Genomic DNA, 22,690 nt, shown 5'->3' on the forward strand with positions numbered 1-22,690 from the left:
CTCCGCCTTGCAGCTGCACGCACCCTGCCCCGCTCGGCCCAGCCGACAAGGCGCCGCACTCCGGCGCCACCTGATCCAAACGACACGCCCTAGGTCCTGTCGTCATTCCCCGTCGGTCGTCCGGAGGGCGGGCCTGGCGGCGTCATCGGGGTCTCCCCTGTTCGAGCGCAGCCAAGAGCCTGGGGCGCGCGCGTGGCGTCGGCAGGCAGGCGGGGATGTGACGACAGGGCGTGGCGGCCGGCGGGCCTCAGACCCCGGCCGTCGCGCGCGTGGTCGTCGCGATCGTCGCCGAGCCCACCACGCGCGTGCCGTCGTACAGGACGATCGCCTGGCCGGGTGCCACGCCCCGGACCGGCTCGGTGAAGGTGACCCGCAGCTCGCCGTCGACCAGGTCGGCGCTCACCTCGGTCTCGCCGCCGTGGGCGCGGAGCTGGGCCGTGTAGGTGCCGGGGCCAGTGGGGGCGGCGCCGCACCAGCGGGGCTTGATCGCGGTGAGCGCGGAGACGTCCAGGGAGGCGGCCGGGCCGACCGTCACCCTGTTGTCCACCGGCGAGATGTCGAGGACGTAGCGCGGCTTGCCGTCCGGGGCCGGGGTGCCGATGCGCAGCCCCTTGCGCTGGCCGATGGTGAAGCCGAACGCGCCGTCGTGGGAGCCGACGACCGCGCCGGCCTCGTCCACGATGTCGCCCTCGGCCTTGCCCAGCCGGCTGGCCAGGAAGCCCTGGGTGTCCCCGTCGGCGATGAAGCAGATGTCGTGCGAGTCCGGCTTCTTGGCGACGGCCAGGCCCCGGCGCTCGGCCTCGGCGCGGATCTCGTCCTTGGTGGTGACGGTGTCGCCGAGCGGGAACAGCGCGTGCGCGAGCTGCCGGTCGTCGAGGACGCCGAGGACGTAGGACTGGTCCTTGGCCATGTCGGAGGCGCGGTGCAGTTCGCGGGTGCCGTCCTCGCGGACGATCACCTGGGCGTAGTGGCCGGTGCAGACCGCGTCGAAGCCGAGCGCGAGCGCCTTGTCGAGCAGGGCCGCGAACTTGATCTTCTCGTTGCAGCGCAGGCACGGGTTCGGGGTGCGGCCCGCCTCGTACTCGGCGATGAAGTCCTCGACCACGTCCTCGCGGAAGCGCTCGGCGAGGTCCCAGACGTAGAAGGGGATGCCGATGACGTCGGCGGCGCGGCGGGCGTCGCGCGAGTCCTCGATGGTGCAGCAGCCGCGCGCTCCGGTGCGGAACGACTGGGGGTTCGCCGACAGGGCGAGGTGGACGCCCGTCACGTCGTGCCCGGCCTCGGCGGCACGGGCGGCGGCTACGGCGGAGTCCACTCCGCCCGACATGGCGGCGAGGACGCGGAGGGGGCGCTGCGAGGTGTCAGTCATAACCCCTCCAGAGTACGGGTCGCCGGGAACCGGATCCCGCGAGTATCCGTTGAAGATCGCATGGGGGCGAAAAAGGGGAAGCCGCAGGGCCGTGGATCCAAGGCGGGGGCGAAAGACGCGGACGCGGCGGTCGGCCGCCGGGTGCTGCTGGTCGGCGGTGTGGCGGCCGCGATCGGCACGGCGGCGATCGCGCGGGACGTGCTGTCGCACATGTGGTGGCGGATGCCCGGCGTGGAGAAGCCGAGAGTCGCGGGGGCGGTGGACTTCCGGGGCGCGCGGTGGGTGTCGGCGTCACCGGCGAACTGGCGGCGGGCGGACCGCCCCGACGACTACGCGATCGACCGGGTGATCATCCATGTCACCCAGGGCAGTTACGCGAGCGCGGTGCGGGTCTTCCAGGACCCGGGGCACGGAGCGGCGGCGCACTACGTGGTCCGCAAGGACGGGCAGGTCACCCAGATGATCCGCGAGCTGGACGTGGCGTTCCACGCGGGCAACCGGGCGTACAACGAGCGCAGTGTCGGCATCGAGCACGAGGGCTTCGTGGAGAGCGCCGCCTCGTTCACGGACGCGATGTACGAGGCGTCGGCGCGGCTGACGGCCGGGATATGCGGGCGGTACGGCATACCGGTGGACCGCAAGCACATCATCGGCCACGTGGAGGTGCCGGGCACCGACCACACCGACCCCGGGAGGTACTGGGACTGGGACCGGTACATGCGCCTGGTCCGGCGGGCGCGGACGGTGGCCGCCTGAGGGCGCGGGCGGTGGCCGCCTGAGGGCGCGGGCTGCAGTCGCCTGAGGGCGCGGGCGGGGCCGGTCAGGTGAGGCCGGCGGTGCGCGCCCGTTCCACGGCGGGGGCGATCGCCCGGGCCACCGCGTCGACGTCGGCCTCCGTGGAGGTGTGGCCGAGGGAGAAGCGCAGGGTGCCGCGCGCGAGGTCCGGGTCGGTGCCGGTGGCGAGGAGGACGTGGCTGGGCTGGGCCACGCCCGCGGTGCAGGCCGAGCCGGTGGAGCACTCGATGCCCTGGGCGTCGAGCAGCAGCAGGAGGGAGTCGCCCTCGCAGCCGGGGAAGGTGAAGTGCGCGTTGGCGGGCAGCCGGCCGCCGGGGGCCGGGTCGCCGCCGAGGATCGCGTCGGGCACGGCCTTGCGGACGGCGTCGACCAGGTCGTCGCGCAGGCCGCCGATCTCGCGGGCGAACCACTCGCGCTGCTCGGCGGCCAGCCGGCCGGCGACCGCGAAGGAGGCGATGGCGGGGACGTCGAGCGTGCCGGAGCGGACGTGCCGCTCCTGGCCGCCGCCGTGCAGCACGGGTACGGGGGTGTACTCGCGGCCCAGCAGCAGCGCCCCGATCCCGTACGGGCCGCCGATCTTGTGGCCGGAGACGGTCATCGCGGCGAGGCCGGAGGCGGCGAAGTCGACGGGGACCTGTCCGAAGGCCTGCACGGCGTCGGCGTGCAGCGGGACGCCGAACTCGGCGGCGACGTCGGCGAGTTCACGGACCGGCATGAGGGTGCCGATCTCGTTGTTGGCCCACATGACGGTGGCGAGGGCGACGTCGTCGGGGTTGCGGGCGATGGCCTCGCGGAGGGCGTCGGGGTGGACGCGGCCGTGGGCGTCCACGGGGAGGTACTCGACGGTGGCGCCCTCGTGCTCGCCGAGCCAGTGGACGGCGTCGAGGACGGCGTGGTGCTCGACGGGGCTCGACAGGACCCGGGTGCGGGCCGGGTCGGCGTCCCGGCGGGACCAGTAGAGGCCCTTCACCGCGAGGTTGTCGGCCTCGGTGCCGCCGGAGGTGAAGACCACCTCGCTGGGGCGGGCGCCCAGGGCGTCCGCCAAGCTCTCGCGGGCCTCCTCGACCGTCCTCCGGGCGCGGCGGCCGGCGGCGTGGAGGGAGGAGGCGTTGCCCGTGACGCTCAGGTGGGCGGTCAGTGCCTCTACCGCCTCGGGGAGCATCGGGGTGGTCGCGGCGTGGTCGAGGTAAGCCATGGTGGGCCCGATTCTACGGGCCCTTCGTTCCCTCGCCGCCGCCCCCACCGGCATGGCCGTCGTCGCGGCCCGCGCGGGGGGCTGCCGGACGGCTCAGAAGCTCCAGGACACCGTGCTGTCGACCTGCATGACGGCGATCAGGACGACCAGGTCGGCGATGCCGAGGCCGAGGCCGAGGAACGCGCGGCCACGGCGGGCGGTCCCGCGCCACAGGGCGACGGAGGCGAGCACGATGGCGAGGGGGCCGAGGAAGACGTTGAGGACCAGCAGGCCGACCAGACCGAGGATGAAGGCGGCCACGGCCATGCCGTCCGCGTCCCGGACACGGCTCCGGCGGGCGGCGGGGGCGGCCTCGGAGCGGGCGGCTTCCCCGGAGTGGGCGGCTTCCCCGGTCCGGGGGGAGTTCGCGGTACGCGGGGCGTCCGTGGCGCGGTTGGCGTCCGCTGCGCGGCCGGAGTCGGTGTCGGTGCCACGGCCGGTGCCGCGGCCTGTGTCGGTGCCGGTTCCCGCGGTGCGGGTGGGGTCGGCGGATCGGGTGGTGCCGGCGGAGTGAGTGGTGAGTGCCATGACGTACGTCAGCTCCCAACGGTGGGTTGGTGGAGGAACGGAACCACGGGCCGGTCGGCGAGGGTGCGGTGGGCCGGCGGTCAGCCGGCGGAGGTGTGGCGGCGGTCAGCCGGCGGAGGTGTGGCGGCGGTCAGCCGGCGGAGGTGTGGCGGCGGTCAGCCGGCGGAGGTGTGGCGGCGGCGGGCGCCGCGCTCGCGCAGCGCGAAGACGACCAGCCAGATGCCGATGACGGCCGCGGCGACCAGGGTGACGGGCAGCGGCGCGTGCGCCACGGTGCCCATGACGACGCCGAGCAGCAGGAGTGCGGCGACGAGGAACAGCATGAGATGCCTCTCGAAGAAGTCTCGTGGTCCTGTCCCGGACCACCCGTGCCTCGACGGTGAGGCCCGATTGTTTCCGGGACTTGTCGACTCAGTGAACGGTTGTAGTAACACTTGTTCACTGACTCTTGAGTCTAGCGCGTCCGAGGGCTTTGAAATTCCAGAGAACAGTTGTTAACTGCATGGCATGAGTCACACTCTCGGCATCCGGCAGGCGCAGAAGCAGAAGACCCGACAGGCGCTGCTGGACGCCGCGTTGGCGCTTCTGGAGGACCAGAGCCTGAGCAGCCTGGGTCTGCGGGAGGTCACGCGCGCGGTGGGAGTGGCGCCGACCGCCTTCTACCGGCATTTCCGCTCGACGGCGGATCTCGGGGTGGCGCTGGTCGAGGAGGCGCTCGGGAGTCTGCACCCGATGATCGAGGACACGGTGTCCGCGGCCGGCGACAGCGACGAACGGATCGCCCGCGCCGTGGAGTTGATCGCCCATCATGTTCAGGCGCACCCCGCGCACGTCCGCTTCATCGCGCGCGAGCGGCACGGCGGGGTGCAGTCGGTGCGGGACGCGATCCGCGAGCAACTGGCCCGGTTCGCCGGGGAGGTGAGGGACGCGCTCGCCGAACACCCCGAGTCGAAGGGGTGGAACGACGAGGACCTGCTCATGCTGGCGGGGCTCTACGTCGACCACATGCTGATGGCGGCCTCGGCGTTCCTGGAGGCGCTGGACGGCTCCGAGGCGGAGCGCGAGCGGGTGGCCCGGGTGGCGAGCCGCCAGATGCGGCTGATCAGCATCGGCCGCCGCAACTGGCTCGGCTGACCTGCCCTGGCGGCGGGGTCCGACGCGGAAGAGGTACGCCGGGTCCGGCGGCGGGGTCCCCCTCGGAAGGGGTACGCCCGGCCCGGCGGCGGGGTCCGACGCGGAAGGGGCACGCCCGGCCCGGCGCCGGCGCGAAAAGGGGTGCGCCGCCCCCATCCCCGTACGGGACAAGAGCGGCGCTGCGGGGCCGGCAGGCATGCCAGGCCTGCGACCGGGGTGAACCCACCGACCCCTTCGGGCCGGCCAAGTCCCCCCGGGCCGGCGGGCCGTCAGCCGAGGCGGGCGCGGGCGAGTTGGCGGGACTGGGCCACCAGCCGGTCCGCGCTGTCCCAGACCTCGGCGTCCTCCTCCAGGAAGCCGCCGGCGAGGTTGCGGGTGGTGATCGACACCCGCAGCGGGCCGGGCGCGGGACGGCAGCGCACGTGCACGGTCAGCTCGACGGTCGGCACCCAGCCGGACAGCCCGATCTCGAAGGCGGTCGGCGGCAGCGCGTCCACCGCGAGGAGCAGCGAGAGCGGGTCCGCGTCCCGGCCGTCGGCGAGCCCGAACCAGGACCGCATCTCGCCCTTCCCGGACGGTGCGCCGAGCGCCCAGCCCAGGGTGGCGGGGTCGAGCTTGAGGAAGAGCCGGTCGGTGATCGCCGAGCTGCCGGGGATCGGGGCGGGCGCGTCCTGCGGACCGAAGCACTGGTCCATGGGCGGGAAGACGGGCGGGACCGCGGTGGTCCGGACGTCGTCGGGAAGCGCGTCGAGGTCACCGTAGGAGGCGAGGACGCGGATCCGCTCGACCTCACGGCCCGCCTCGTCGTACTGGAAGAGGGACGCCTGGCCCGTCGACAGGGTCCGGCCGGTGCGGACGACCTCCGTGCGAATGACCGCGGGGCCCGGCTGGGAGGCGGTCAGGTAGTGCGCGGAGACCGTGAACGGGTCGGAGTGCGGCAGGGCGTGGGCGAGCGCGCGGCCGATGACGGCCAGCAGATAGCCGCCGTTGACGGCGGTGATGATCGTCCACCCGGCGGAGAGGTCCACGTCGTAGACGCCCGGCGCGCGCTCGGTGACCGCGGTGTCGCGGTCGAACTCGCTGTCGCCGATCGTGGCCCATGCGGCCTGTACCGAAGCTGCTTCTGGCATACCTGAACGGTACAACAGGTGATTACTAAGCGGTAGCTTTTAGTGTTGCGTGAAGATGAACGCCCGTCCAGGTGGAGATGAACGCCCGTCCAGGAGGGTGATCGTTCGCCATTTTCTCGGCAAGTGTCCGGAATCACCCGTGACCAATCGGCTCGAGCCGGCCTCTGTCAGGGCATGAGCCTCACCGGGACGCCGTTCCTCCTGACCATGATCGCGCTCTGTGCCGTCGCCCTCGCACTGCCGCTTGCCCTGTGGTCCCGGGTGCCCGGACCGGGGCCCGCGCGCGGCACGGCCCGGCTGCTGATGCTGCTGTTCGCCCAGGCCACCGCGATCAGCCTGGTCTTCGTCCTGGTGAACAACGCCAACGGTCTCTACGACGACTGGGCCGACCTGCTGGGCACCGGCGACCATGTCGAGCAGGCCGCCGACCTCGGCGCGGACGGCACCGGCGGGATCGCCCTGGAGGCACTCCCCCGCGTCCGGCAGACCTTCGAGCCGGCCGAGGGGCCCGCCATGGACAAGGCGGGCGGGGTGCGCGTCACCGAGCTGCGCGGGCAGATCTCCGGGGTGCACGCCGAGGTCTACGTCTGGCTGCCGCCGCAGTACCACGAACCGGCCTACCGCCACCGCTCGTTCCCCGTCGTGGAGCTGCTGCCGGGCTACCCGGGCTCCGCACGGGCCTGGTTCGACTCGCTCAGGGTGCACGAGCAACTGCTGCCGCTGATGCGCGACGGGCGGGTGGCGCCGTTCATCCTGGTCGCGCCGCGCACCAATCTGCTGGCCCGGGCGGACACGGGCTGCGCGAACATCCCGGGCACGGTGAACGCGGAGAGCTGGCTCGGCGTCGACGTGCCGAGGATGGTCAGGGACAACTTCCGGGCCGAGCCCGCACCGGGCGGCTGGGCGACCGCCGGGTACTCGGCCGGGGCGCACTGCGCCACCAAGCTGGCCGTCGCCCACCCCGACCGGTTCCGGGCCGCGGTGAGCATGTCGGGCTACAACGACCCCCACGAGGAACGCAGTTCGCTCGCCGGGCGGAACCCGGAACTGCGGCTGCGCAACAACCCCGCCGTCCGGCTCCGCGCCGACCGGCTCCCGCCGCCGGTCGCGCTCTACTTCTCCGGCGAGTCCGGTGACGGCTACGAGGCGGGGGCGGCGATGCGGCGGATCGCGAAGCCGCCGACGCGGGTGGACGTGGTGCTGCTGCCGCGCAGCGCGGGCGGCCACGACATGGGCCTGTGGCGGCCACAGTTGCCCGAGGTGTTCCGCTGGCTGACCGCCCGCCTCCGGGCGTCCGCGGCGGCCGGCTCGGTCCCCGCCACCGGCACCGGCCACCTGGTGGCGACCGGCGACACCGACCGCTCCCGGGACGGCGCCGGGGCGGGCCGGGCCAGGCGGGACGACGCCGGGGCGGGCGGGGCCAGGGCGGGCGAGGCCGGACCGGGTGGCGTCGGGGCGGGCGGGGCCGGACCGGGCGGGGTCGGACCGGGCGGGGTCAGAGGGTCTCTTCCTCGCTCACCGTCGAACGGCGGTTCCACGCCCGCGGGGCACGCCAGTGATAGCGCATCGCGAGCAGCCGCAGCGCGAAGGCCGTGACCACGGCGAGGCCGCTGGTGAAGGGGGTGAGCGCGTCGTAGCGGATGCAGAGGGCCACCATGGCGGCGCCGACCATCGCGGGCACGGCGTACAGGTCGCGGTCCCAGCGCAGCAGTGAGGGCACCTCGTTGGCGAGGACGTCGCGCAGTACGCCGCCGCCGACGGCGGTCGCGAGGCCGAGGGCGGCCGAGGCGGTGAGGCCGAGCCCGTAGGCGTACGCCTTCACGGTGCCCGTGACGCAGAACAGGCCGAGCCCGGCCGCGTCGAAGACGTTCACGCCGACCTGGATGCGCTCCACCTGGGGGTGCAGGAAGAAGACGAGCAGGGCGGCGACGAACGGCGTGGTGAAGTACCCCAGATCGGTGAAGGCCGCCGGGGGTACGGCACCGATGATGATGTCGCGCAGCAGCCCTCCGCCCAGGGCGGTGATCTCCGCGAGGACGGCGATACCGAAGACGTCGAAGTTCTTCCGGACGGCCAGCAGGGCGCCGGAGATCGCGAAGACGAAGATACCGATCAGGTCGAGCGTGTGCTGGACGGAGGGGCTGAACAGTTGCAGGAGCACGCCGACATTGTCACCTGCCGCGGGGCGTGCGCCCGACCGGGAAAGGGCCTGGCGGAAGGCGTACGCGGGACGCGGGACCGGGGTGCGGCATCCCGCCATCCCATCAACGGGGTTCCAAACAGGGCCACTTGAGGATATCGATCCTCCCGACTTCCCAAGTTTTTACCCGCGCGGCACGGCAAGCTCAACTGTTCCTCAACACAACCGAATTCAATTGACCACTCTCAGTCAACTCCATAGGCTCGCCGCAGCTTCACGGACTCCACTGACCCGGAGGCCGAACCATGACCATGGGGGAAATCATGCGCAAGAGAACGAAGTTGGCCACGCTCGTCATGGCCGGAGCCATTCCGTTTGTCGTGGGCGCGGCTCCGGCCTCCGCGGTCGTCACTCCGAAAAGGCAGTGCCCGCTCGATTACGGCGTCCGGATCACCTCGCACAGCTCCTACCGTCTCCCCGCGAGCGGCGCGTACTTCAAGGACGGCCCCGGTGGCACCATCACCGCGTCCGTCACCCGGGCGTCCACCATCACGTACAGCCTCTCCACCTCCCTCGAAGTGAGCGCCAGCTATCTGTTCGCCTCGGCGAAGGCCTCCGTGAGCGGCAGCATCACCAAGTCCGTGGCCGTGACCACCGGCCACACGTACTCGCACAACATTCACGCCAACAAGTACGGAAACCTGCAGTACGGCTCCAGCGGATACAAGGTGGGCTGGGAGTCGAACCGCACCAACCCGAACTGCTCGGTGACGGTGCTGAAGAGGGGAACCGCGAAACTGCCCGCCACTTCCGTGGGCTGGCATTACTGGGAGACCGGTTCCTGATATGTGACGCACCGAAATGCCTGTGCCCCGGTGGCCGGATTTCTCCGGCCACCGGGGCACAGGCGTCTGCCGCGCCGTCGCTTTCCGCGCCGGCTACTTCTCGGGCTCGGCCGCGGGCTTCTCAGCCGGCGTTTCCGACTCCGCGTCCGAAGCGCCCGAAGCGTCCGCGACCGCGGCGTCCGTGGCGGAGTCCTCGGTCGTGGTCTCGCCGGACTGCTCGGCGGTGGCCGTCTCCCGCTCGGCGGCGACCGCGGCCGACGTCTCCGCCGACTCCGCGAGCACCTCGTCGGCCACCAGCTCGGCGGCCCGCTTGGCGACGGACAGCAGCACGGTGTCCTGCGGGGCCTGGTCCGCGAAGCTCTCCGGGTGGTGGCAGGCGACCTGCTGACCGGGCTTCAGCTCCACGAGCTTCGGCTCCGTCGTCGTGCAGATCTGCGTCGCCTTCCAGCACCGGGTGTGGAAGCGGCAGCCGCTCGGCGGCGAGATCGGCGAGGGCACGTCCCCGGTGAGGAGGATGCGCTCGCTCTTCTCGTTCTTGCGCCGCGGGTCGGGGATCGGCACCGCCGACATCAGCGCCTTGGTGTACGGGTGCATCGGCGCCTTGTACAGCGCCTCGCGGTCCGCCAGCTCGACGATCTTGCCGAGGTACATCACGGCGATCCGGTCCGAGACGTGCCGCACCACCGAGAGGTCGTGCGCGATGATCACGTACGTCAGGCCGAGTTCCTGCTGGAGGTCGTCGAGCAGGTTGACGACCTGGGCCTGGATCGACACGTCCAGCGCGGAGACCGGCTCGTCCGCCACGACCAGCTTGGGGTTGAGCGCCAGAGCGCGGGCGATGCCGATGCGCTGGCGCTGGCCGCCGGAGAACTCGTGCGGGTAGCGGTTGTAGTGCTCGGGGTTGAGCCCGACCACCGACAGCAGCCGCTGCACTTCCTTCTTGATGCCGCCCTCGGGGTCGACGCCCTGGAGCTTGAAGGGAGCACCGATGATCGTGCCGATGGTGTGGCGCGGGTTCAGCGACGAGTACGGGTCCTGGAAGATCATCTGCACATCGCGGCGCAGCGGGCGCATCCCGCTCACCCCGAGGTGCGTGATGTCCTTGCCCTCGAACTCGATCGTGCCGCCGGTCGGTTCGAGCAGCCGGGTGATCAGCCGGCCCATCGTCGACTTGCCGCAGCCCGACTCGCCCACGACGCCGAGCGTCTCGCCCGCCTTGACCTCGAAGTCGAGTCCGTCGACCGCGTGCACGGCGCCGACCTGCCGCTGGAGCAGGCCCTTCTTGATCGGGAAGTGCTTCTGGAGTCCGGTCACCTTCAGCAGGGTCTCGCCGTGGGCGGCGTCCTTGGTGAGCTGGAGACCATCACTCTGCGCGGGGATGCTCACTGCCTTGTTCTCGCTCACAGCTTCGGCGCAATCTCTTCGGTCCAGATACGCTCCCGCTGCTCCTGCGTCATGTGGCAGGCGGCCCAGTGCTGGCTGCCGACCTCGGTCAGCTCGGGGCGGACCGTGCGGGTGACGTTGTCCTTCGGCACGTCCGCGTACGGGCAACGCGGGTTGAAGGCACAGCCGGACGGGATGTTGATGAGGGAGGGCGGCGAGCCCTTGACCGGGATGAGGCGTTCCTGCTGGTCGCGGTCGAGCCGCGGCATCGAGCCGAGCAGACCCCAGGTGTAGGGGTGCCGGGGCTCGTAGAACACCTTCTCGGCCGGTCCCCGCTCGACGCAGCGCCCGCCGTACATCACCAGGATGTCGTCGGCGAGTTCGGCGACGACGCCCAGGTCGTGGGTGATGACGATGACCGCGGAGCCGAACTCCTTCTGGAGGTCGCGGATGAGGTCGAGGATCTGCGCCTGGACGGTGACGTCGAGGGCGGTCGTCGGCTCGTCGGCGATGAGCAGCTCGGGGTTGTTGACCAGCGACATCGCGATCATCGCGCGCTGGCGCATACCGCCGGAGAACTCGTGCGGGTAGTTGTCGACCCGCTTGTCCGGCTGGGGGATGCCCACCCGGTCGAGCATCTCGACGGCCCGGCGCCTGGCGGTCTTCTTGTCGACCTTGTGATGGATGCGGTACGCCTCCACGATCTGCTGGCCGATCGTGAAGTACGGGTGCAGCGCGGACAGCGGGTCCTGGAAGATCATCGCCATCTCGCGGCCGCGGAGCTTGCGCACCTCGTCCGGGTCGGCGGAGAGCAGCTCGGTGCCGTCCAGCCAGATCTCGCCGGAGATCTGCGCCTTGCGCTTGCCGTACTGGCCGGCGGTGTGCAGGCCCATGATGCCGAGCGAGGTGACGGACTTGCCGGAACCGGACTCGCCCACGATGCCGAGCGTCTTGCCTTTGTCGAGCGAGAAGGTGAGGCCGTCGACGGACTTGACCAGGCCGTCGTCGGTCGGGAAGTGCACCTTCAGGTCGCGCACCTCCAGGAAGGAGGTGGGGGCCGGGCGGGCGCTGACGGGCTCGCCCACGGCCGCTCCGCTCTTGCTGAGGTCCGTCATGAAAGCCTCACTCGGGGGTCGATCACGGCGTACAGGACGTCTACCACGAGGTTGGCGATCAGCACCGCGAGAGAAGTGATCAGGGTGACGCCCAGAATGATGGGCAGGTCCTGGTTCTTGATGCCGTTGAGCACGGCCTGGCCGAGGCCGGGCAGGCTGAACGTCGTCTCGGTCAGGATCGCGCCGCCGATGAGGGCGCCGAGGTCCATGCCGAGCATGGTGAGGATGGGCGTCATCGTGGAGCGCATGGCGTGCTTGCCGATGACGACGGGTTCGCCCAGGCCCTTGGCGCGGGCGGTGCGGATGTAGTCCTCGCCGAGGATCTCCAGCATGTTGGCGCGGGTGATCCGGGCGTACATCGCCGCGTACAGGAAGGCCAGGGTGATCCAGGGGAGGATCATGCCGCCGAACCAGCCCGAGAAGCTCTGGTCGAGGGGCACGTACTGCGCGTCGATCCATTTCAGCCCGAACGCGAAGATCGCGAGGCTGAGCAGACCGGTGAAGTAGATGGGGAGAGACACACCCGCCAGGGCGACGACCATGGCACCGCGGTCCCAGAGGCTGCCCCGCTTGAGCGCGGAGAGCACACCGGCGGCGACACCGAACACGAGCCACAGCACGGCGGCACCGAGCGCGAGTCCCAGGGTCACCGGGAAGCGGTCGGTGAGCACCGGCCAGACGGCCTGCTCGCTGCGGAAGGAGTAGCCGAAGCACGGGGCGGCGCAGTGGGTGACGTCACCGCCGGCCGCGTAGGTGCGGCCCGCGAAGATGCCCTTGAAGAACTCCCAGACCTGCTGGTAGATCGGGTCGCTCAGGCCCAGCTTCTGCCGTACGGCCTCGACGGCCGCGGGGTCCGCCTGCTTGCCCACGAAGCTTGTGGCGACGTCGACGCCCGCCCACTTGGGGACGAGGAAGAAGATGCCGAAGACCACCATGATGATGACCACGAGCATCACTGCGGCGGCGAACAGCCGCCTGATGAGGTAAGCGAGCACAGCTTACGGCCCGCTGCGGGACCGCGGGCCATCGGAGGTCGTCCGATGGCCCGCGATCACGCCGCGCCGGCCTTCACCTGCCTTTCGTGCCGTACGGCGGGTGTGCCGGGGTTACTTCGCGGACTTCAGGCCGAGGTTGACGAAGTCGTACATACCGCTGTAGCCGTCGGTGGTGTACACGTTCGCCAGGTTGTCCCCGCGCCAGTTGATGAACTTCTCGAAGGTGAAGGGCAGGTAGTAGCCGCCCTCCATGACCTTGTGGTTGATCTCCGTGGCGATCTTGGTCTTGCCGGCGTCGTCCAGCGTGTTGACGTAGTCGTCGAACAGGCCGTCGATCGCCTTGTCCTTGATCAGCGCGTAGTTCGAGTTACCGCTGTCGAGGATGTACTTGCTGTCCCACAGCGGGAGACCGAAGCCCTGCACGGACGGGAAGTCCGGGCCCCAGCCCATGATGATGATGCCGTAGCCCTTCTTCTTCACGTTGGCGGGGCTACCGATGATGCCGGTGGTCTGCGAGCCGTCGTACTGGTCGATCTGGGCGTTGATGCCGATCTTCTTCAGCGACGCCTGGAGCGACTGGGCGGTGGCAACCTCGACCGGCTTGTTGTTGCGCACGGCGATCGTGGTGGAGAAGCCGCCCGGCTTGCCGCAGGCCTTCAGGGCCTCCTTGGCCTTGGCCACGTTGCCGTTCTTGTTCTCGCCCGAGATGCCGTACGGGTCGTACTTCTGGCCCTCGGCACCCGCGACCGACGGGGGCAGCATGTTGGTGCCGATGTCGCCACCGGCGACCGGGCCGCCACGGGCGGTCTGCAGCGACACGTGGTCGGCGCCGTAGATGACGGCCTTGCGGCAGTCGGCGTTGTCGAACGGCTTCACGCTCTGCGGGAAGACCGCGTAACGGATGTAGCCGGAGACCGGGTTGTCCAGGTTGGCCTTGTGCTGCTTCAGGGCGGTGGTGCGGCCCTGCGGCGACATGCCGGTCTGGTTGATGTCCAGGTCCAGGTCGTTGTTGATCAGACGCTGGTCCAGGTCATTGGCGTTCGAGAAGAACTTGACCGTGATCTTGTCCGGGTACGCCTTGCGGATCGGGTCCGAGGACGCCTTCCACGCGGAGTTGCGGACCAGGGTCAGGTCCTTGCCCGGGCTGTAGGACTCGAACTTGTACGGGCCCGAGGAGAACGGGTGCAGGCCGTACTTGGACTTGGTGTCCTTGTCCTGGCGGACCGGCGAGGCCGAGACCAGGGCGAGCATCTCCTCGAAGTCCGAGTTGGCCTTCGGGAGGTGGAAGACGATGGTCTTGTCGTCCGGCGTGTCGATCGCCTTCAGACCGAGCTTGTCCTTGGAGGTGTCCTTGTAGGGGCCCTTGTAGGCGCCCTTCGGGTCGAGGACGTCCTTCAGGTACACGGGGCCGCCGGACAGCACGTCCTGCGCCCACACGCGCTCGATGCCGTACTTCACGTCCTTGGACGTGATCTCCTTGCCGTCCTCCCACGTGATGCCGTCACGCAGGGTGTACGTGTAGGTCTTGCCGCCGTCGGAGACCTTGGCGAGGCCGCTGGCGAGGTCGGGAGCTATCTCGGCTCCGGCCTTGCCCGGCTCCGTCTTGTTCGTGACGAGCTGACGGCTGTAGTAGCGGGCGAAGTTCCACATGAAGCCGTAGTAGCCGCGCGTGGTGTCCCACGAGTCGGCGTCCTGGGCGCCACCGAAACGCAGCGTCCCGCCCTTCTTGGCCAGCGAGGCCTGGGCGACCTTGTTGTTGGCGGCGTCGAAGCCGGCCGCGCCGTTCTTGGAGCCGCCGTCCTTGCCGTCGCCGTCGCCGCCGCCGCACGCTGCGGTGGTCAGCAACGCGGCGACCGCGGCAGCGGCGGCCAGCGCCTGCTTACGCCGCCCTGAGGTGCGTTGGGTAGTCACGATCTCGGATCCTCCGGATTTGATGAGAGACCCCGTGCAGGTGCCACGGGACGCTTGGGGTACGGCGGTTCAGCGGGAACCCTTCGGGTCCAGAGCGTCCCGCACGCCGTCGCCGAAGAGGTTGAAGGCAAGAACGGTGATGAAGATCGCCACGCCGGGGACCACCATGTACATGGGGTCCGAGTCGTAGTAATCGATCGCGTTCGAGAGCATCTGTCCCCAGGAAGCCGTGGGCGGCTTGACGCCCACGCCCAGGAAGCTGAGAGCCGCCTCGGTGAGGATGTTGGTGGGGATCATCATCGTCGTGTAGACGATGATCGGGGCGACCAGGTTGGGCAGCAGCTCCTTGAACAGGATGTACAGCCGCCCGGCGCCCAGCGAGCGGGCGGCCTCGACGTACTCGCGCTCACGCATCGAGAGGGTCTGGCCGCGCACCACGCGCCCGATGTAGGGCCATCCGAAGAAGCCGATGACCAGGATCATCACGAACACCCGCACGCTGGAACCGGTCAGGCCGAGCATGGTGTTCGGCATGACGGAGACGAGCGCGATGATGAACAGGAGCTGCGGGAAGGCCAGCAGGCCGTCCATGACGCGGCTGATGAGCGAGTCGACCCAGCCGCCGAAGAACCCGGCCAGGATGCCGAGGACGGTGCCCAGGATGACCGCGACCACGGCGGACAGGAAGCCGACGAGCAGGGAGATCTGGGCCCCGTAGAGGATGCGGGCGAAGATGTCCCGGCCGTTGACCGGCTCGACGCCGAGCAGGTGGTCGCCGCTGATGCCGCCGAGCGATCCCTTGGGCGTGCCGAAGAGCGGGTCGATCAGGCTCTCGTGGTACGCGTCCGGGTCCTGCCCGACCAGGTTGGTGAGCAGGGGTGCGAGCAGCGCGATCACGATGAGGGCGAGTACGACCACACCGCCCGTCAGGGCAAGCTTGTCCCGCTTCAGGCGCTCCCAGGCGATCCGGCCCAGGGAACGCCCCTGTACGGCCTTCTGGTCGGCGGCGGCAACCGCCGCTTCCTCGGCCGCGCTCGGGGCCGCTTCCGCGGTCGGCTCGTGCAATGGTGCCGTCATCTGGCAGGGACCCCTCTCAACCGGCGGTAGCCGGCCCGCACTTGCCGCTGTAGCGGCGTGATTCAGTCCGTCGTACTCAGGGGTTAAACCCCTGGAGCCGGAAGTCTTCAATGTTTGGGCGATCTGTTGCCAGACTTGGCGGTGAATGGATGCGTAAACGTGATGCCATCTGGAAGGTTCCGTTATCCGGACGGTGGGTATCGAGGATCGAACTGCCGCAAGACGGACAGTCGCCCGAACAGCCAGACCAACGAGGTCATGTCCGCGCCAAAGTCACAGAAGCCCCGCTTCCCCTCACCCGGTGACCGTTTTGCCCCCGTACGGAAGCGAGTTGGCGAGCGCCCGGCCGGCCGCCCCACACTCCGTCGGCGGCCCCCGTCTCACCTCGCGGGCACCCCTCGTCCCGTCCCGCGGGCAGCCTCACCCCACCCTGCGGTCAGTCCGGAATGTGAGACGGATCAGTAGCCGCCGCGCGCCGGCGGATAGCCGTAGCCGCCCGCGGCCGGGGCCTGCGCCGGGGCCGCGTGGGCCTCGCGGTCGTAGAACGGCCGGGCGTTGGCGCGCAGCCACATCGCGACCGGGTCGAACGCGTCCGACATCGCGACCGTGGAGACGGGCAGCCCCTCGGGGACCGCGCCGATGGACTGCTGCATCATCGCCCGCACCGAGTCCACGGCGGGCGGCGAGGTGTCGTACACGTCGAGGCCGATGGCGAGATACGGCGCGCCGAGCGCGGGCTGCACCCAGGCCCGGCGCAGGGAGCGGACGGCCGGGGTGCGGTGCGCGTTCTGTGTGAGCAGGGCGTAGAACTGCGGGATCTCGATGCCGGGTTCGGAGAGCCGGAGCGGGCCGGCGGGCTGCCGCTCCAGGCCGGTGGCGATCCGGCGCAGGTCCAGCCAGGGGATGCCGAGCCCGCCGCCGGGGGCGTGCGGGTTCAGCCAGAGGCCGAAGTGGTCGGGGTAGAGCGTGCGGGCCACGTCCAGGCCGTCGACGACCTCGTAGGAGCGGTTCCAGCCGCTGGCCGACAGCTCCTGGGCGGAGGTGACACAGGGCGCGTAACCGAAGCCGTCCACCTGCATGTTGCCGTACTGCGCGTCCGGGGAGCCGGCCTGGCCGTGCCACAGGAGCATCCACACCTGGCCGGACGAGGGCGTCGCGAGGGCGCGCAGGAGCGCCTCGTAGGCGTCGTAACGCCCGGGCGTCACCTGGCGCAGCATGTGCTCGACCTGACCGGCCGCGGCCGTGCCCGACGCGCTCACCCTTCAACCGCCCCTTCGAGAACACATCACGACGAACTCATCCATAACGTCCGAGGCTCGGGTTGAGAACAGGCGTCAACACCTCGACCGGGCCATGAAACCAGCTTATGCGGCGAACGTCCTCCGCCGGGGGACGCCGTCCTCGGCTCCTTCGCCGCACGGCCGGGCGGGCGTTCAGTGGCCCGCCTGGTAGAAGGGCCGGACCTGGGCGCGCATCCAGTCGCCCACCGGGTCCTGGGTCACGTCGAGCAGGACCAGGTTCACCGGGAGGTTCACCTGGACCCGGCCGAGGGCGCGGCCGAGGGCGTCGAGCGGGAGGTTGCGGGCCTCGCCCTCCCACAGGGAGAGTTCGACGCCGATGAACATGACCGGGTCCTCGCCCTCGATGCTGGCCAGGCAGCGGCGGGCGCTCAGCACGACGCCGGTCGCGGCGAACTCGGCGGAGGCGGCGGAGAGGAAGTCCACCGGGTCCTCCTGCCAGTCGGGCTCGAAGAGCCGCACCCGGCCGCCGCTCGCCGGTCCGTCCAGCGGGGTCCGGCCGGCCCGGCACAGCTCGGCGACCGCGATCGGCGGCAGCGGTACGCCGACCACCCCGTCCGGGTTGACCGCGATGCCGACCTGCGGCGGCAGTCCGCGGGCGAACTCCACGGCGGGCGCGATGGTGAACGACATATGGCCGCCGGTGACCTGCCGGAACTGCTCCTCGGAGCTGAAGACGGGCACGTAGGCCTGGCCCTGGATCTCCATCGTGGGCAGGTCGAGCGGGCCGGTGCCGGGGCCGCCGCCGCTGGGCAGCGGCACCCAGACGAAGCTGCGGCCGAGCACCTCGACGATGCGGGCGCCCGCCGAGGCCGCCGCTCCCATGCCGAGGGCGGCGGACAGCACCTCCTCCAGCTCGTTGCCGGGCCAGCCGCCGTGCGGGTGGGGATGTGCCTGTGCCGGGAAGTCCATCTGTCTCTACCGCCTGCGTCGAACCGCTGTTCCGGCTGGAAAGGTTAGTGGGGTGAGGCGCCCGGCCGGTCAGGGGCCGAAGTCGATCCCGCGCAGCACGTCCGCCGCCGCCCGGTCGATGAGGATCGCCGAGCCGCAGCCCTCCGGCAGATCGCTGCGCTCCACGGAGCGCAGCAGCCGGGCGACCGCGGCGCGGTGGCGGGCGAAGGCGTAGCGCGAGACGCCCCGGCCGCGCTCGCGCTGGCCGTCCAGCGCGGTGTCCGGGGCGACGTCGAGCAGCAGCAGGTGCAGGGTGCCGCCCCGGCGGCGCGCCTCGCGGACCAGCCAGCGGCGCACCCAGGCCTGGGTACCGCAGTCGTGCACCACCACCCCGCCCTCGGCGCGCAGCGCCCGACGCAGCCCGGCGTAGTGCGCGAGCCGGACGAGGGGGCGGTAGAGCGCGTACGGGAGCAGGGGGGCCGGGCGGCTGCTGTCGGTCGGGAGGGGTGCTGTCCGGCCACCCTCCGCCGACAGGAGTGCTGTCCGGCCACCCTCCGCCGACAGGGGAGCCGCGCGGTCGCCGTCCGCCGGCAGGGGAGCTGTCCGGCCGCCCTCCGCCGAGAGGGGAGCCGCGCGGCCGCCGCCCGCCGGCAGGGGTGCTGTCCGGCCGCCGCCCGTCGAAGGGGCAGCCGTGCGGTCGCCGCCTGACGGCAGGGGGGCGGCCGGCACGCCGTCCGTCGGCAGAGGAGCGGTCTTGCTGCCGTTCCTCGGCGGGCGGGCCGTCCGGGTGCGCCGGAGCGGGCGGGCCAGCCGGGCGTCCCAGCGGTCGCGGGTGTCCTGCGAGTCGACCCGCACGCCCGCGACGGCCCGCCGCATCAGGGTCGACTTGCCGCTGCCGGGCAGTCCGGTGACCACGACGAGGTCGCGGGGACCGAAGCGCAGGCGGTGCGGGCTGTGTCCGGCGCGGTCCCGAAGGTCGCGGACGACGCCCGCCGGGAGCGGCACGCAGGCCTCCCGGGCCGGTGCGCCGGGCTGTTCGGGCAGCGCGAGGCCCGAGGTCGTCGCGTACGCCGTGGTCCTGTTCACCGTGGCCGTCCTCCCCTCGGGACCCTCGGACGCGGGGTCCCGTCCCCTCGATGTCCCCTCGGTGCGGGGCCCCACCCCGCGTCGTCCCCGCCGAGTGTAAAGAGAAGGTAATGCGCGGCGCTTCCCGTTTCTGTGCGCGGACTGCCACAGCCCGGTTACAGAGGCGGACTGCCCTGATCGGACGGGGCGTGCAATGATGGCCGCGCCAACTGCATACCGGCCGCTTGAATCCGCGCGGGAGAGTCCTGGGTACGTGTACCCGGGCGCCGAAGGAGCAAGTCCCTCCCTTGAATCTCTCAGGCCCCGTTACCGCGCGGGCGAGGCACATCTGAAAAGCGGGCCGCTCTCCGGTGGCTCCACCCAAGGTGCAAGTCGGGATCACCGTTTCGCGGGGTCCTGATGAACCTCTCAGGTTCCGATGACAGATGGGGAGGATCGACCTCGCCGTCATGCCTTGGGAGCCCCACCGATGAGCAGCACCACCCCCCGTCTCACCGCGCTCGACGCCCTGCACCGCTCGCTGGGTGCGACGATGACCGACTTCGCGGGCTGGGACATGCCGCTGCGCTACGGCTCGGAGCGCGACGAGCACCTCGCCGTCCGTACGAAGGCCGGCCTCTTCGACCTCTCCCACATGGGCGAGATCACCGTCACCGGCCCGCAGGCCGCCGAACTCCTCGCCTTCGCGCTGGTCGGCAACATCGCCACCGTCGGCGTCGGCCGCGCCCGCTACACGATGATCTGCCAGGAGGACGGCGGCATCCTGGACGACCTGATCGTCTACCGGCTCGCCGAGCACGAGTTCATGGTCGTGGCGAACGCCTCCAACGCCCAGGTGGTGCTGGACGCGCTGACCGGGCGCGCCGCCGGGTTCGACGCCGAGGTGCGCGACGACCGGGACGCGTACGCGCTGATCGCCGTGCAGGGCCCGGAGTCGCCCGGCATCCTCGCCTCGCTCACCGACGCGGACCTGGACGGCCTGAAGTACTACGCGGGCCTGCCGGGCACCGTGGCCGGCGTCCCGGCGCTGATCGCCCGCACCGGCTACACCGGTGAGGACGGCTTCGAGCTGTTCGTCGCGCCCGCCGACGCCGAGAAGGTGTGGCAGGCGCTGACCGACGCGGGGGCGCCCGCCGGGCTGATCCCGTGCGGTCTGTCCTGCCGCGACACGCTGCGCCTGGAGGCGGGCATGCCGCTGTACGGGCACGAGCTGACCACCGCGCTGACCCCGTTCGACGCGGGGCTCGGCCGGGTCGTGAAGTTCGAGAAGGAGGGCGACTTCGTGGGGCGCGCCGCGCTCCGGGAGGCCGCCGACCGCGCCGAGCAGAACCCGCCGCGGGTCCTGGTCGGCCTGATCGCCGAGGGGCGCCGGGTGCCGCGCGCCGGGTACCCGGTCGTCGCCGGCGGCCAGGTCGTCGGCGAGGTCACCTCCGGCGCCCCCTCCCCCACGCTGGGCAAGCCGATCGCGATGGCGTACGTGGACGCCGCGCACGCCGCGCCGGGCAGCACCGGTGTCGGCGTGGACATCCGGGGCACGCATGAGCCCTACGAGGTCGTGGCGCTGCCGTTCTACAAGCGCCGGAAGTGACACTGGTCCGCACCGGCGGGCCGTGACGGCGGCCGGTACGGACGACCGGTCCGGGCAGCCGATACGGACGAGCGGTCCGGGCCACCAGTCCGGACGACCGGTACGGACGACCAGCCCGGGTCGGACCACCGGTCCAGGGGCTCCCCGGATCACGCTCCCGGGATCACCGGCCCGTACGGACCACGGGCGTCGCGGCTTTCGCGGCGCCGGGCGGCGGCGCCCCGGGCGGGCCCGTCCGCACGACAGACTCCCCCTTTCATCAGCACTCCCCCGCGTACAGGAGAATTCAGGCCATGAGCAACCCCCAGCAGCTCCGCTACAGCAAGGAGCACGAGTGGCTGTCCGTCGTCGAGGACGGCGTGGCGACCGTGGGCATCACCGAGTTCGCGGCGAACGCGCTCGGCGATGTCGTCTACGCCCAGCTTCCGGAGGTCGGTGACACGGTGACCGCGGGCGAGTCCTGCGGCGAGCTGGAGTCGACCAAGTCGGTCAGCGACCTCTACTCCCCCGTCGGCGGCGAGGTCGTCGAGGCCAACCAGGACGTGGTGGACGACCCGTCGCTGGTGAACTCGGCCCCCTTCGAGGGCGGCTGGCTGTTCAAGGTCCGCGTCGCCGACGAGCCCGAGGACCTGATGTCCGCCGACGAGTACGCCGCGTTCACCGCCGGCTGAGGAGTCACCGCATGTCGCTTCTGAACACCTCCCTGCACGAGCTGGACCCGGACGTCGCCGCCGCCGTCGACGCCGAGCTGCACCGCCAGCAGTCCACCCTGGAGATGATCGCCTCGGAGAACTTCGCTCCGGTCGCGGTCATGGAGGCCCAGGGCTCGGTCCTGACCAACAAGTACGCCGAGGGCTACCCCGGCCGCCGCTACTACGGCGGCTGCGAGCACGTCGACGTGGTCGAGCAGATCGCCATCGACCGGGTGAAGGCCCTGTTCGGCGCCGAGCACGCCAACGTCCAGCCGCACTCGGGCGCGCAGGCCAACGCCGCCGCGATGTTCGCGCTGCTCAAGCCGGGCGACACGATCATGGGTCTGAACCTCGCGCACGGCGGGCACCTCACCCACGGCATGAAGATCAACTTCTCCGGCAAGCTCTACGACGTCGTCGCCTACCACGTGGACGACGAGACCGGCCAGGTCGACATGGCCGAGGTCGAGCGGCTCGCCAAGGAGTCCCGCCCGAAGCTGATCGTCGCCGGCTGGTCCGCGTACCCGCGTCAGCTCGACTTCGCGGAGTTCCGGCGGATCGCCGACGAGGTGGGCGCGTACCTCATGGTCGACATGGCGCACTTCGCCGGTCTGGTGGCCGCGGGTCTGCACCCGAACCCGGTGCCGCACGCCCATGTCGTCACGACGACCACCCACAAGACCCTCGGCGGCCCGCGCGGCGGCGTGATCCTCTCGACCGCCGAGCTGGCCAAGAAGATCAACTCGGCGGTCTTCCCCGGTCAGCAGGGCGGTCCGCTGGAGCATGTGATCGCGGCCAAGGCCGTCGCCTTCAAGGTCGCCGCCACGGACGACTTCAAGGAGCGCCAGCAGCGCACGCTGGAGGGGGCGCGCATCCTGGCCGAGCGGCTGGTCCAGGACGACGCGAAGGCCGTGGGCGTGGACGTGCTGTCCGGCGGCACGGACGTGCACCTGGTCCTGGTCGACCTGCGCGACTCCGCGCTGGACGGGCAGCAGGCCGAGGACCGTCTCCACGAGGTCGGCATCACGGTCAACCGCAACGCCGTCCCGAACGACCCGCGTCCGCCGATGGTCACCTCCGGTCTGCGCATCGGCACGCCGGCCCTCGCCACCCGCGGCTTCACCGCCGAGGACTTCACCGAGGTCGCCGACATCATCGCCGAGGCGCTGAAGCCGTCCTACGACGCCGAGTCCCTGAAGGCCCGGGTGTCCGCCCTGGCCGGCAAGCACCCGCTGTACCCCGGCCTGGCGTAGTTCCGCCCGGTTCCGGTCGTACGTTTTTCACTCGTACGTTTTTCCCGCGTACGGTTCTGTTCGTACGGTTCGTTCCGTACGGGCCGACGTTCCGTTCCCGCGTACGTTCCGACGTGCGTTTCGACGTTCGTTTCGACGTTCCGCACGGGCGTCCGGGGCACCGCACACTGGAGGCAGCGCGCGGTGCCCCGTCCCATGCAGTCCCGCACCACCCCCGCCGGACAAC

General features: G+C 71.2%; 20 protein-coding genes, 2 pseudogenes and 1 riboswitch. Of the genes and pseudogenes, 7 read left to right on the plus strand and 15 right to left on the minus strand.

What is annotated here, in order from left to right:
* Positions 1-247 precede the first annotated feature (247 nt).
* Positions 248-1,369 (minus strand): tRNA 2-thiouridine(34) synthase MnmA, encoded by a 1,122-nt coding sequence (mnmA, locus tag AB0912_RS23255; RefSeq protein WP_366702740.1) that lies wholly within the window; start codon positions 1,367-1,369, stop codon positions 248-250.
* A 60-nt stretch (positions 1,370-1,429) separates the two neighbouring features.
* Between mnmA and AB0912_RS23260 the strand changes: the two genes are divergently transcribed.
* Positions 1,430-2,125: an N-acetylmuramoyl-L-alanine amidase gene (locus tag AB0912_RS23260; protein ID WP_366702742.1), complete on the plus strand. Its 696-nt coding sequence runs from the start codon at positions 1,430-1,432 to the stop codon at positions 2,123-2,125.
* A 64-nt stretch (positions 2,126-2,189) separates the two neighbouring features.
* On the opposite strand, the gene AB0912_RS23265 is transcribed toward AB0912_RS23260, so the two are convergent.
* From AB0912_RS23265 to AB0912_RS23275, 3 genes are all read right to left on the minus strand, one after another.
* Positions 2,190-3,359 (minus strand): cysteine desulfurase family protein, encoded by a 1,170-nt coding sequence (locus AB0912_RS23265; RefSeq protein ID WP_366702744.1) that lies wholly within the window; start codon positions 3,357-3,359, stop codon positions 2,190-2,192.
* Between the two features lie 93 nt (positions 3,360-3,452).
* Positions 3,453-3,665 (minus strand): DUF4190 domain-containing protein, encoded by a 213-nt coding sequence (locus AB0912_RS23270; protein WP_366702862.1) that lies wholly within the window; start codon positions 3,663-3,665, stop codon positions 3,453-3,455.
* A gap of 416 nt (positions 3,666-4,081) precedes the next feature.
* Positions 4,082-4,249: a hypothetical protein gene (locus tag AB0912_RS23275; protein WP_355867596.1), complete on the minus strand. Its 168-nt coding sequence runs from the start codon at positions 4,247-4,249 to the stop codon at positions 4,082-4,084.
* A gap of 184 nt (positions 4,250-4,433) precedes the next feature.
* Between AB0912_RS23275 and AB0912_RS23280 the strand changes: the two genes are divergently transcribed.
* The gene (locus AB0912_RS23280; protein WP_366702746.1) at positions 4,434-5,060 is read left to right on the plus strand and encodes a TetR family transcriptional regulator; all 627 of its coding nucleotides are present in this window, start codon (positions 4,434-4,436) and stop codon (positions 5,058-5,060) included.
* Positions 5,061-5,329: 269 nt separating this feature from the next.
* Here the strand turns inward: AB0912_RS23280 and AB0912_RS23285 are convergent, their stop codons facing one another.
* Complete coding sequence (locus AB0912_RS23285; protein ID WP_366702748.1) at positions 5,330-6,190, minus strand: thioesterase family protein; 861 nt, start codon at positions 6,188-6,190, stop codon at positions 5,330-5,332.
* A gap of 174 nt (positions 6,191-6,364) precedes the next feature.
* Here AB0912_RS23285 and AB0912_RS23290 point away from each other — a divergent pair, with 174 nt between their 5' ends.
* Entirely contained in the window at positions 6,365-7,786 is a 1,422-nt protein-coding gene (locus AB0912_RS23290; protein ID WP_366702750.1) for an alpha/beta hydrolase-fold protein, read from the plus strand.
* Here the strand turns inward: AB0912_RS23290 and AB0912_RS23295 are convergent.
* Positions 7,686-8,351, minus strand: coding sequence for a trimeric intracellular cation channel family protein (locus AB0912_RS23295; protein ID WP_366702752.1), 666 nt, complete (start codon positions 8,349-8,351; stop codon positions 7,686-7,688). The two genes, AB0912_RS23290 and AB0912_RS23295, sit on opposite strands and share 101 nt — an antisense overlap.
* 302 nt (positions 8,352-8,653) lie before the next feature.
* On the opposite strand from AB0912_RS23295, the gene AB0912_RS23300 reads away from it, so the two are divergent.
* Positions 8,654-9,175 (plus strand): hypothetical protein, encoded by a 522-nt coding sequence (locus tag AB0912_RS23300; RefSeq protein ID WP_366702754.1) that lies wholly within the window; start codon positions 8,654-8,656, stop codon positions 9,173-9,175.
* Positions 9,176-9,268: 93 nt separating this feature from the next.
* On the opposite strand, the gene AB0912_RS23305 is transcribed toward AB0912_RS23300, so the two are convergent.
* The 9 genes and pseudogenes from AB0912_RS23305 to AB0912_RS23345 all read right to left on the minus strand — a co-directional run.
* Positions 9,269-10,561, minus strand: coding sequence for a dipeptide ABC transporter ATP-binding protein (locus AB0912_RS23305; protein ID WP_366702864.1), 1,293 nt, complete (start codon positions 10,559-10,561; stop codon positions 9,269-9,271).
* Between the two features lie 14 nt (positions 10,562-10,575).
* Entirely contained in the window at positions 10,576-11,673 is a 1,098-nt protein-coding gene (locus tag AB0912_RS23310; protein WP_366702756.1) for an ABC transporter ATP-binding protein, read from the minus strand.
* Positions 11,670-12,668 (minus strand): ABC transporter permease, encoded by a 999-nt coding sequence (locus AB0912_RS23315; RefSeq protein ID WP_366702758.1) that lies wholly within the window; start codon positions 12,666-12,668, stop codon positions 11,670-11,672. Before AB0912_RS23315 ends, AB0912_RS23310 begins: the two co-directional genes overlap by 4 nt.
* A gap of 111 nt (positions 12,669-12,779) precedes the next feature.
* The gene (locus tag AB0912_RS23320; RefSeq protein ID WP_366702760.1) at positions 12,780-14,579 is read right to left on the minus strand and encodes an ABC transporter substrate-binding protein; all 1,800 of its coding nucleotides are present in this window, start codon (positions 14,577-14,579) and stop codon (positions 12,780-12,782) included.
* A gap of 69 nt (positions 14,580-14,648) precedes the next feature.
* On the minus strand, positions 14,649-15,656 hold the full coding sequence (locus AB0912_RS23325) for an ABC transporter permease (RefSeq protein WP_366702762.1): 1,008 nt from the start codon (positions 15,654-15,656) through the stop codon (positions 14,649-14,651).
* 458 nt (positions 15,657-16,114) lie between these two features.
* Positions 16,115-16,915: an enhanced serine sensitivity protein SseB C-terminal domain-containing protein gene (locus AB0912_RS23330; protein WP_366702764.1), complete on the minus strand. Its 801-nt coding sequence runs from the start codon at positions 16,913-16,915 to the stop codon at positions 16,115-16,117.
* Between the two features lie 174 nt (positions 16,916-17,089).
* Positions 17,090-17,866, minus strand: coding sequence for an enhanced serine sensitivity protein SseB (locus AB0912_RS23335; RefSeq protein ID WP_366702766.1), 777 nt, complete (start codon positions 17,864-17,866; stop codon positions 17,090-17,092).
* A 69-nt stretch (positions 17,867-17,935) separates the two neighbouring features.
* A pseudogene (locus AB0912_RS23340) lies at positions 17,936-18,316 on the minus strand (ATP-binding protein); the annotation flags it as partial.
* Positions 18,317-18,646: 330 nt separating this feature from the next.
* A pseudogene (locus AB0912_RS23345) lies at positions 18,647-18,931 on the minus strand (ATP-binding protein); the annotation flags it as partial.
* A 225-nt stretch (positions 18,932-19,156) separates the two neighbouring features.
* Positions 19,157-19,253: riboswitch (glycine riboswitch) on the plus strand.
* A 147-nt stretch (positions 19,254-19,400) separates the two neighbouring features.
* Here AB0912_RS23345 and gcvT point away from each other — a divergent pair.
* The 3 genes from gcvT (at position 19,401) to glyA (ending at position 22,464) form a co-directional block, all read left to right on the plus strand.
* Complete coding sequence (gcvT, locus tag AB0912_RS23350) at positions 19,401-20,519, plus strand: glycine cleavage system aminomethyltransferase GcvT (RefSeq protein ID WP_366702768.1); 1,119 nt, start codon at positions 19,401-19,403, stop codon at positions 20,517-20,519.
* Positions 20,520-20,812: 293 nt separating this feature from the next.
* The gene (gene gcvH, locus AB0912_RS23355; RefSeq protein ID WP_366702770.1) at positions 20,813-21,190 is read left to right on the plus strand and encodes a glycine cleavage system protein GcvH; all 378 of its coding nucleotides are present in this window, start codon (positions 20,813-20,815) and stop codon (positions 21,188-21,190) included.
* A gap of 11 nt (positions 21,191-21,201) precedes the next feature.
* Positions 21,202-22,464, plus strand: coding sequence for a serine hydroxymethyltransferase (glyA, locus tag AB0912_RS23360; protein ID WP_366702772.1), 1,263 nt, complete (start codon positions 21,202-21,204; stop codon positions 22,462-22,464).
* Positions 22,465-22,690: the final 226 nt, after the last annotated feature.

The sequence above is a fragment of the Streptomyces sp. NPDC007084 genome, from assembly GCF_040703595.1.
Classification (GTDB): Bacteria; Actinomycetota; Actinomycetes; order Streptomycetales; family Streptomycetaceae; genus Streptomyces.

Bases quoted from the DNA above. Each gene is read 5' to 3' on its own strand.
- AB0912_RS23325 (WP_366702762.1), bottom strand. From the start codon at position 15,656: ATGACGGCACCATTGCACGAGCCGACCGCGGAAGCGGCCCCGAGCGCG.
- gcvH (WP_366702770.1), top strand. From the start codon at position 20,813: ATGAGCAACCCCCAGCAGCTCCGCTACAGCAAGGAGCACGAGTGGCTG.
- AB0912_RS23310 (WP_366702756.1), bottom strand. From the start codon at position 11,673: ATGACGGACCTCAGCAAGAGCGGAGCGGCCGTGGGCGAGCCCGTCAGC.
- AB0912_RS23335 (WP_366702766.1), bottom strand. From the start codon at position 17,866: ATGGACTTCCCGGCACAGGCACATCCCCACCCGCACGGCGGCTGGCCC.
- AB0912_RS23275 (WP_355867596.1), bottom strand. From the start codon at position 4,249: ATGCTGTTCCTCGTCGCCGCACTCCTGCTGCTCGGCGTCGTCATGGGC.
- glyA (WP_366702772.1), top strand. From the start codon at position 21,202: ATGTCGCTTCTGAACACCTCCCTGCACGAGCTGGACCCGGACGTCGCC.
- AB0912_RS23265 (WP_366702744.1), bottom strand. From the start codon at position 3,359: ATGGCTTACCTCGACCACGCCGCGACCACCCCGATGCTCCCCGAGGCG.
- AB0912_RS23260 (WP_366702742.1), top strand. From the start codon at position 1,430: ATGGGGGCGAAAAAGGGGAAGCCGCAGGGCCGTGGATCCAAGGCGGGG.
- gcvT (WP_366702768.1), top strand. From the start codon at position 19,401: ATGAGCAGCACCACCCCCCGTCTCACCGCGCTCGACGCCCTGCACCGC.
- AB0912_RS23290 (WP_366702750.1), top strand. From the start codon at position 6,365: ATGAGCCTCACCGGGACGCCGTTCCTCCTGACCATGATCGCGCTCTGT.
- AB0912_RS23300 (WP_366702754.1), top strand. From the start codon at position 8,654: ATGCGCAAGAGAACGAAGTTGGCCACGCTCGTCATGGCCGGAGCCATT.
- AB0912_RS23285 (WP_366702748.1), bottom strand. From the start codon at position 6,190: ATGCCAGAAGCAGCTTCGGTACAGGCCGCATGGGCCACGATCGGCGAC.
- mnmA (WP_366702740.1), bottom strand. From the start codon at position 1,369: ATGACTGACACCTCGCAGCGCCCCCTCCGCGTCCTCGCCGCCATGTCG.
- AB0912_RS23270 (WP_366702862.1), bottom strand. From the start codon at position 3,665: ATGGCCGTGGCCGCCTTCATCCTCGGTCTGGTCGGCCTGCTGGTCCTC.
- AB0912_RS23280 (WP_366702746.1), top strand. From the start codon at position 4,434: ATGAGTCACACTCTCGGCATCCGGCAGGCGCAGAAGCAGAAGACCCGA.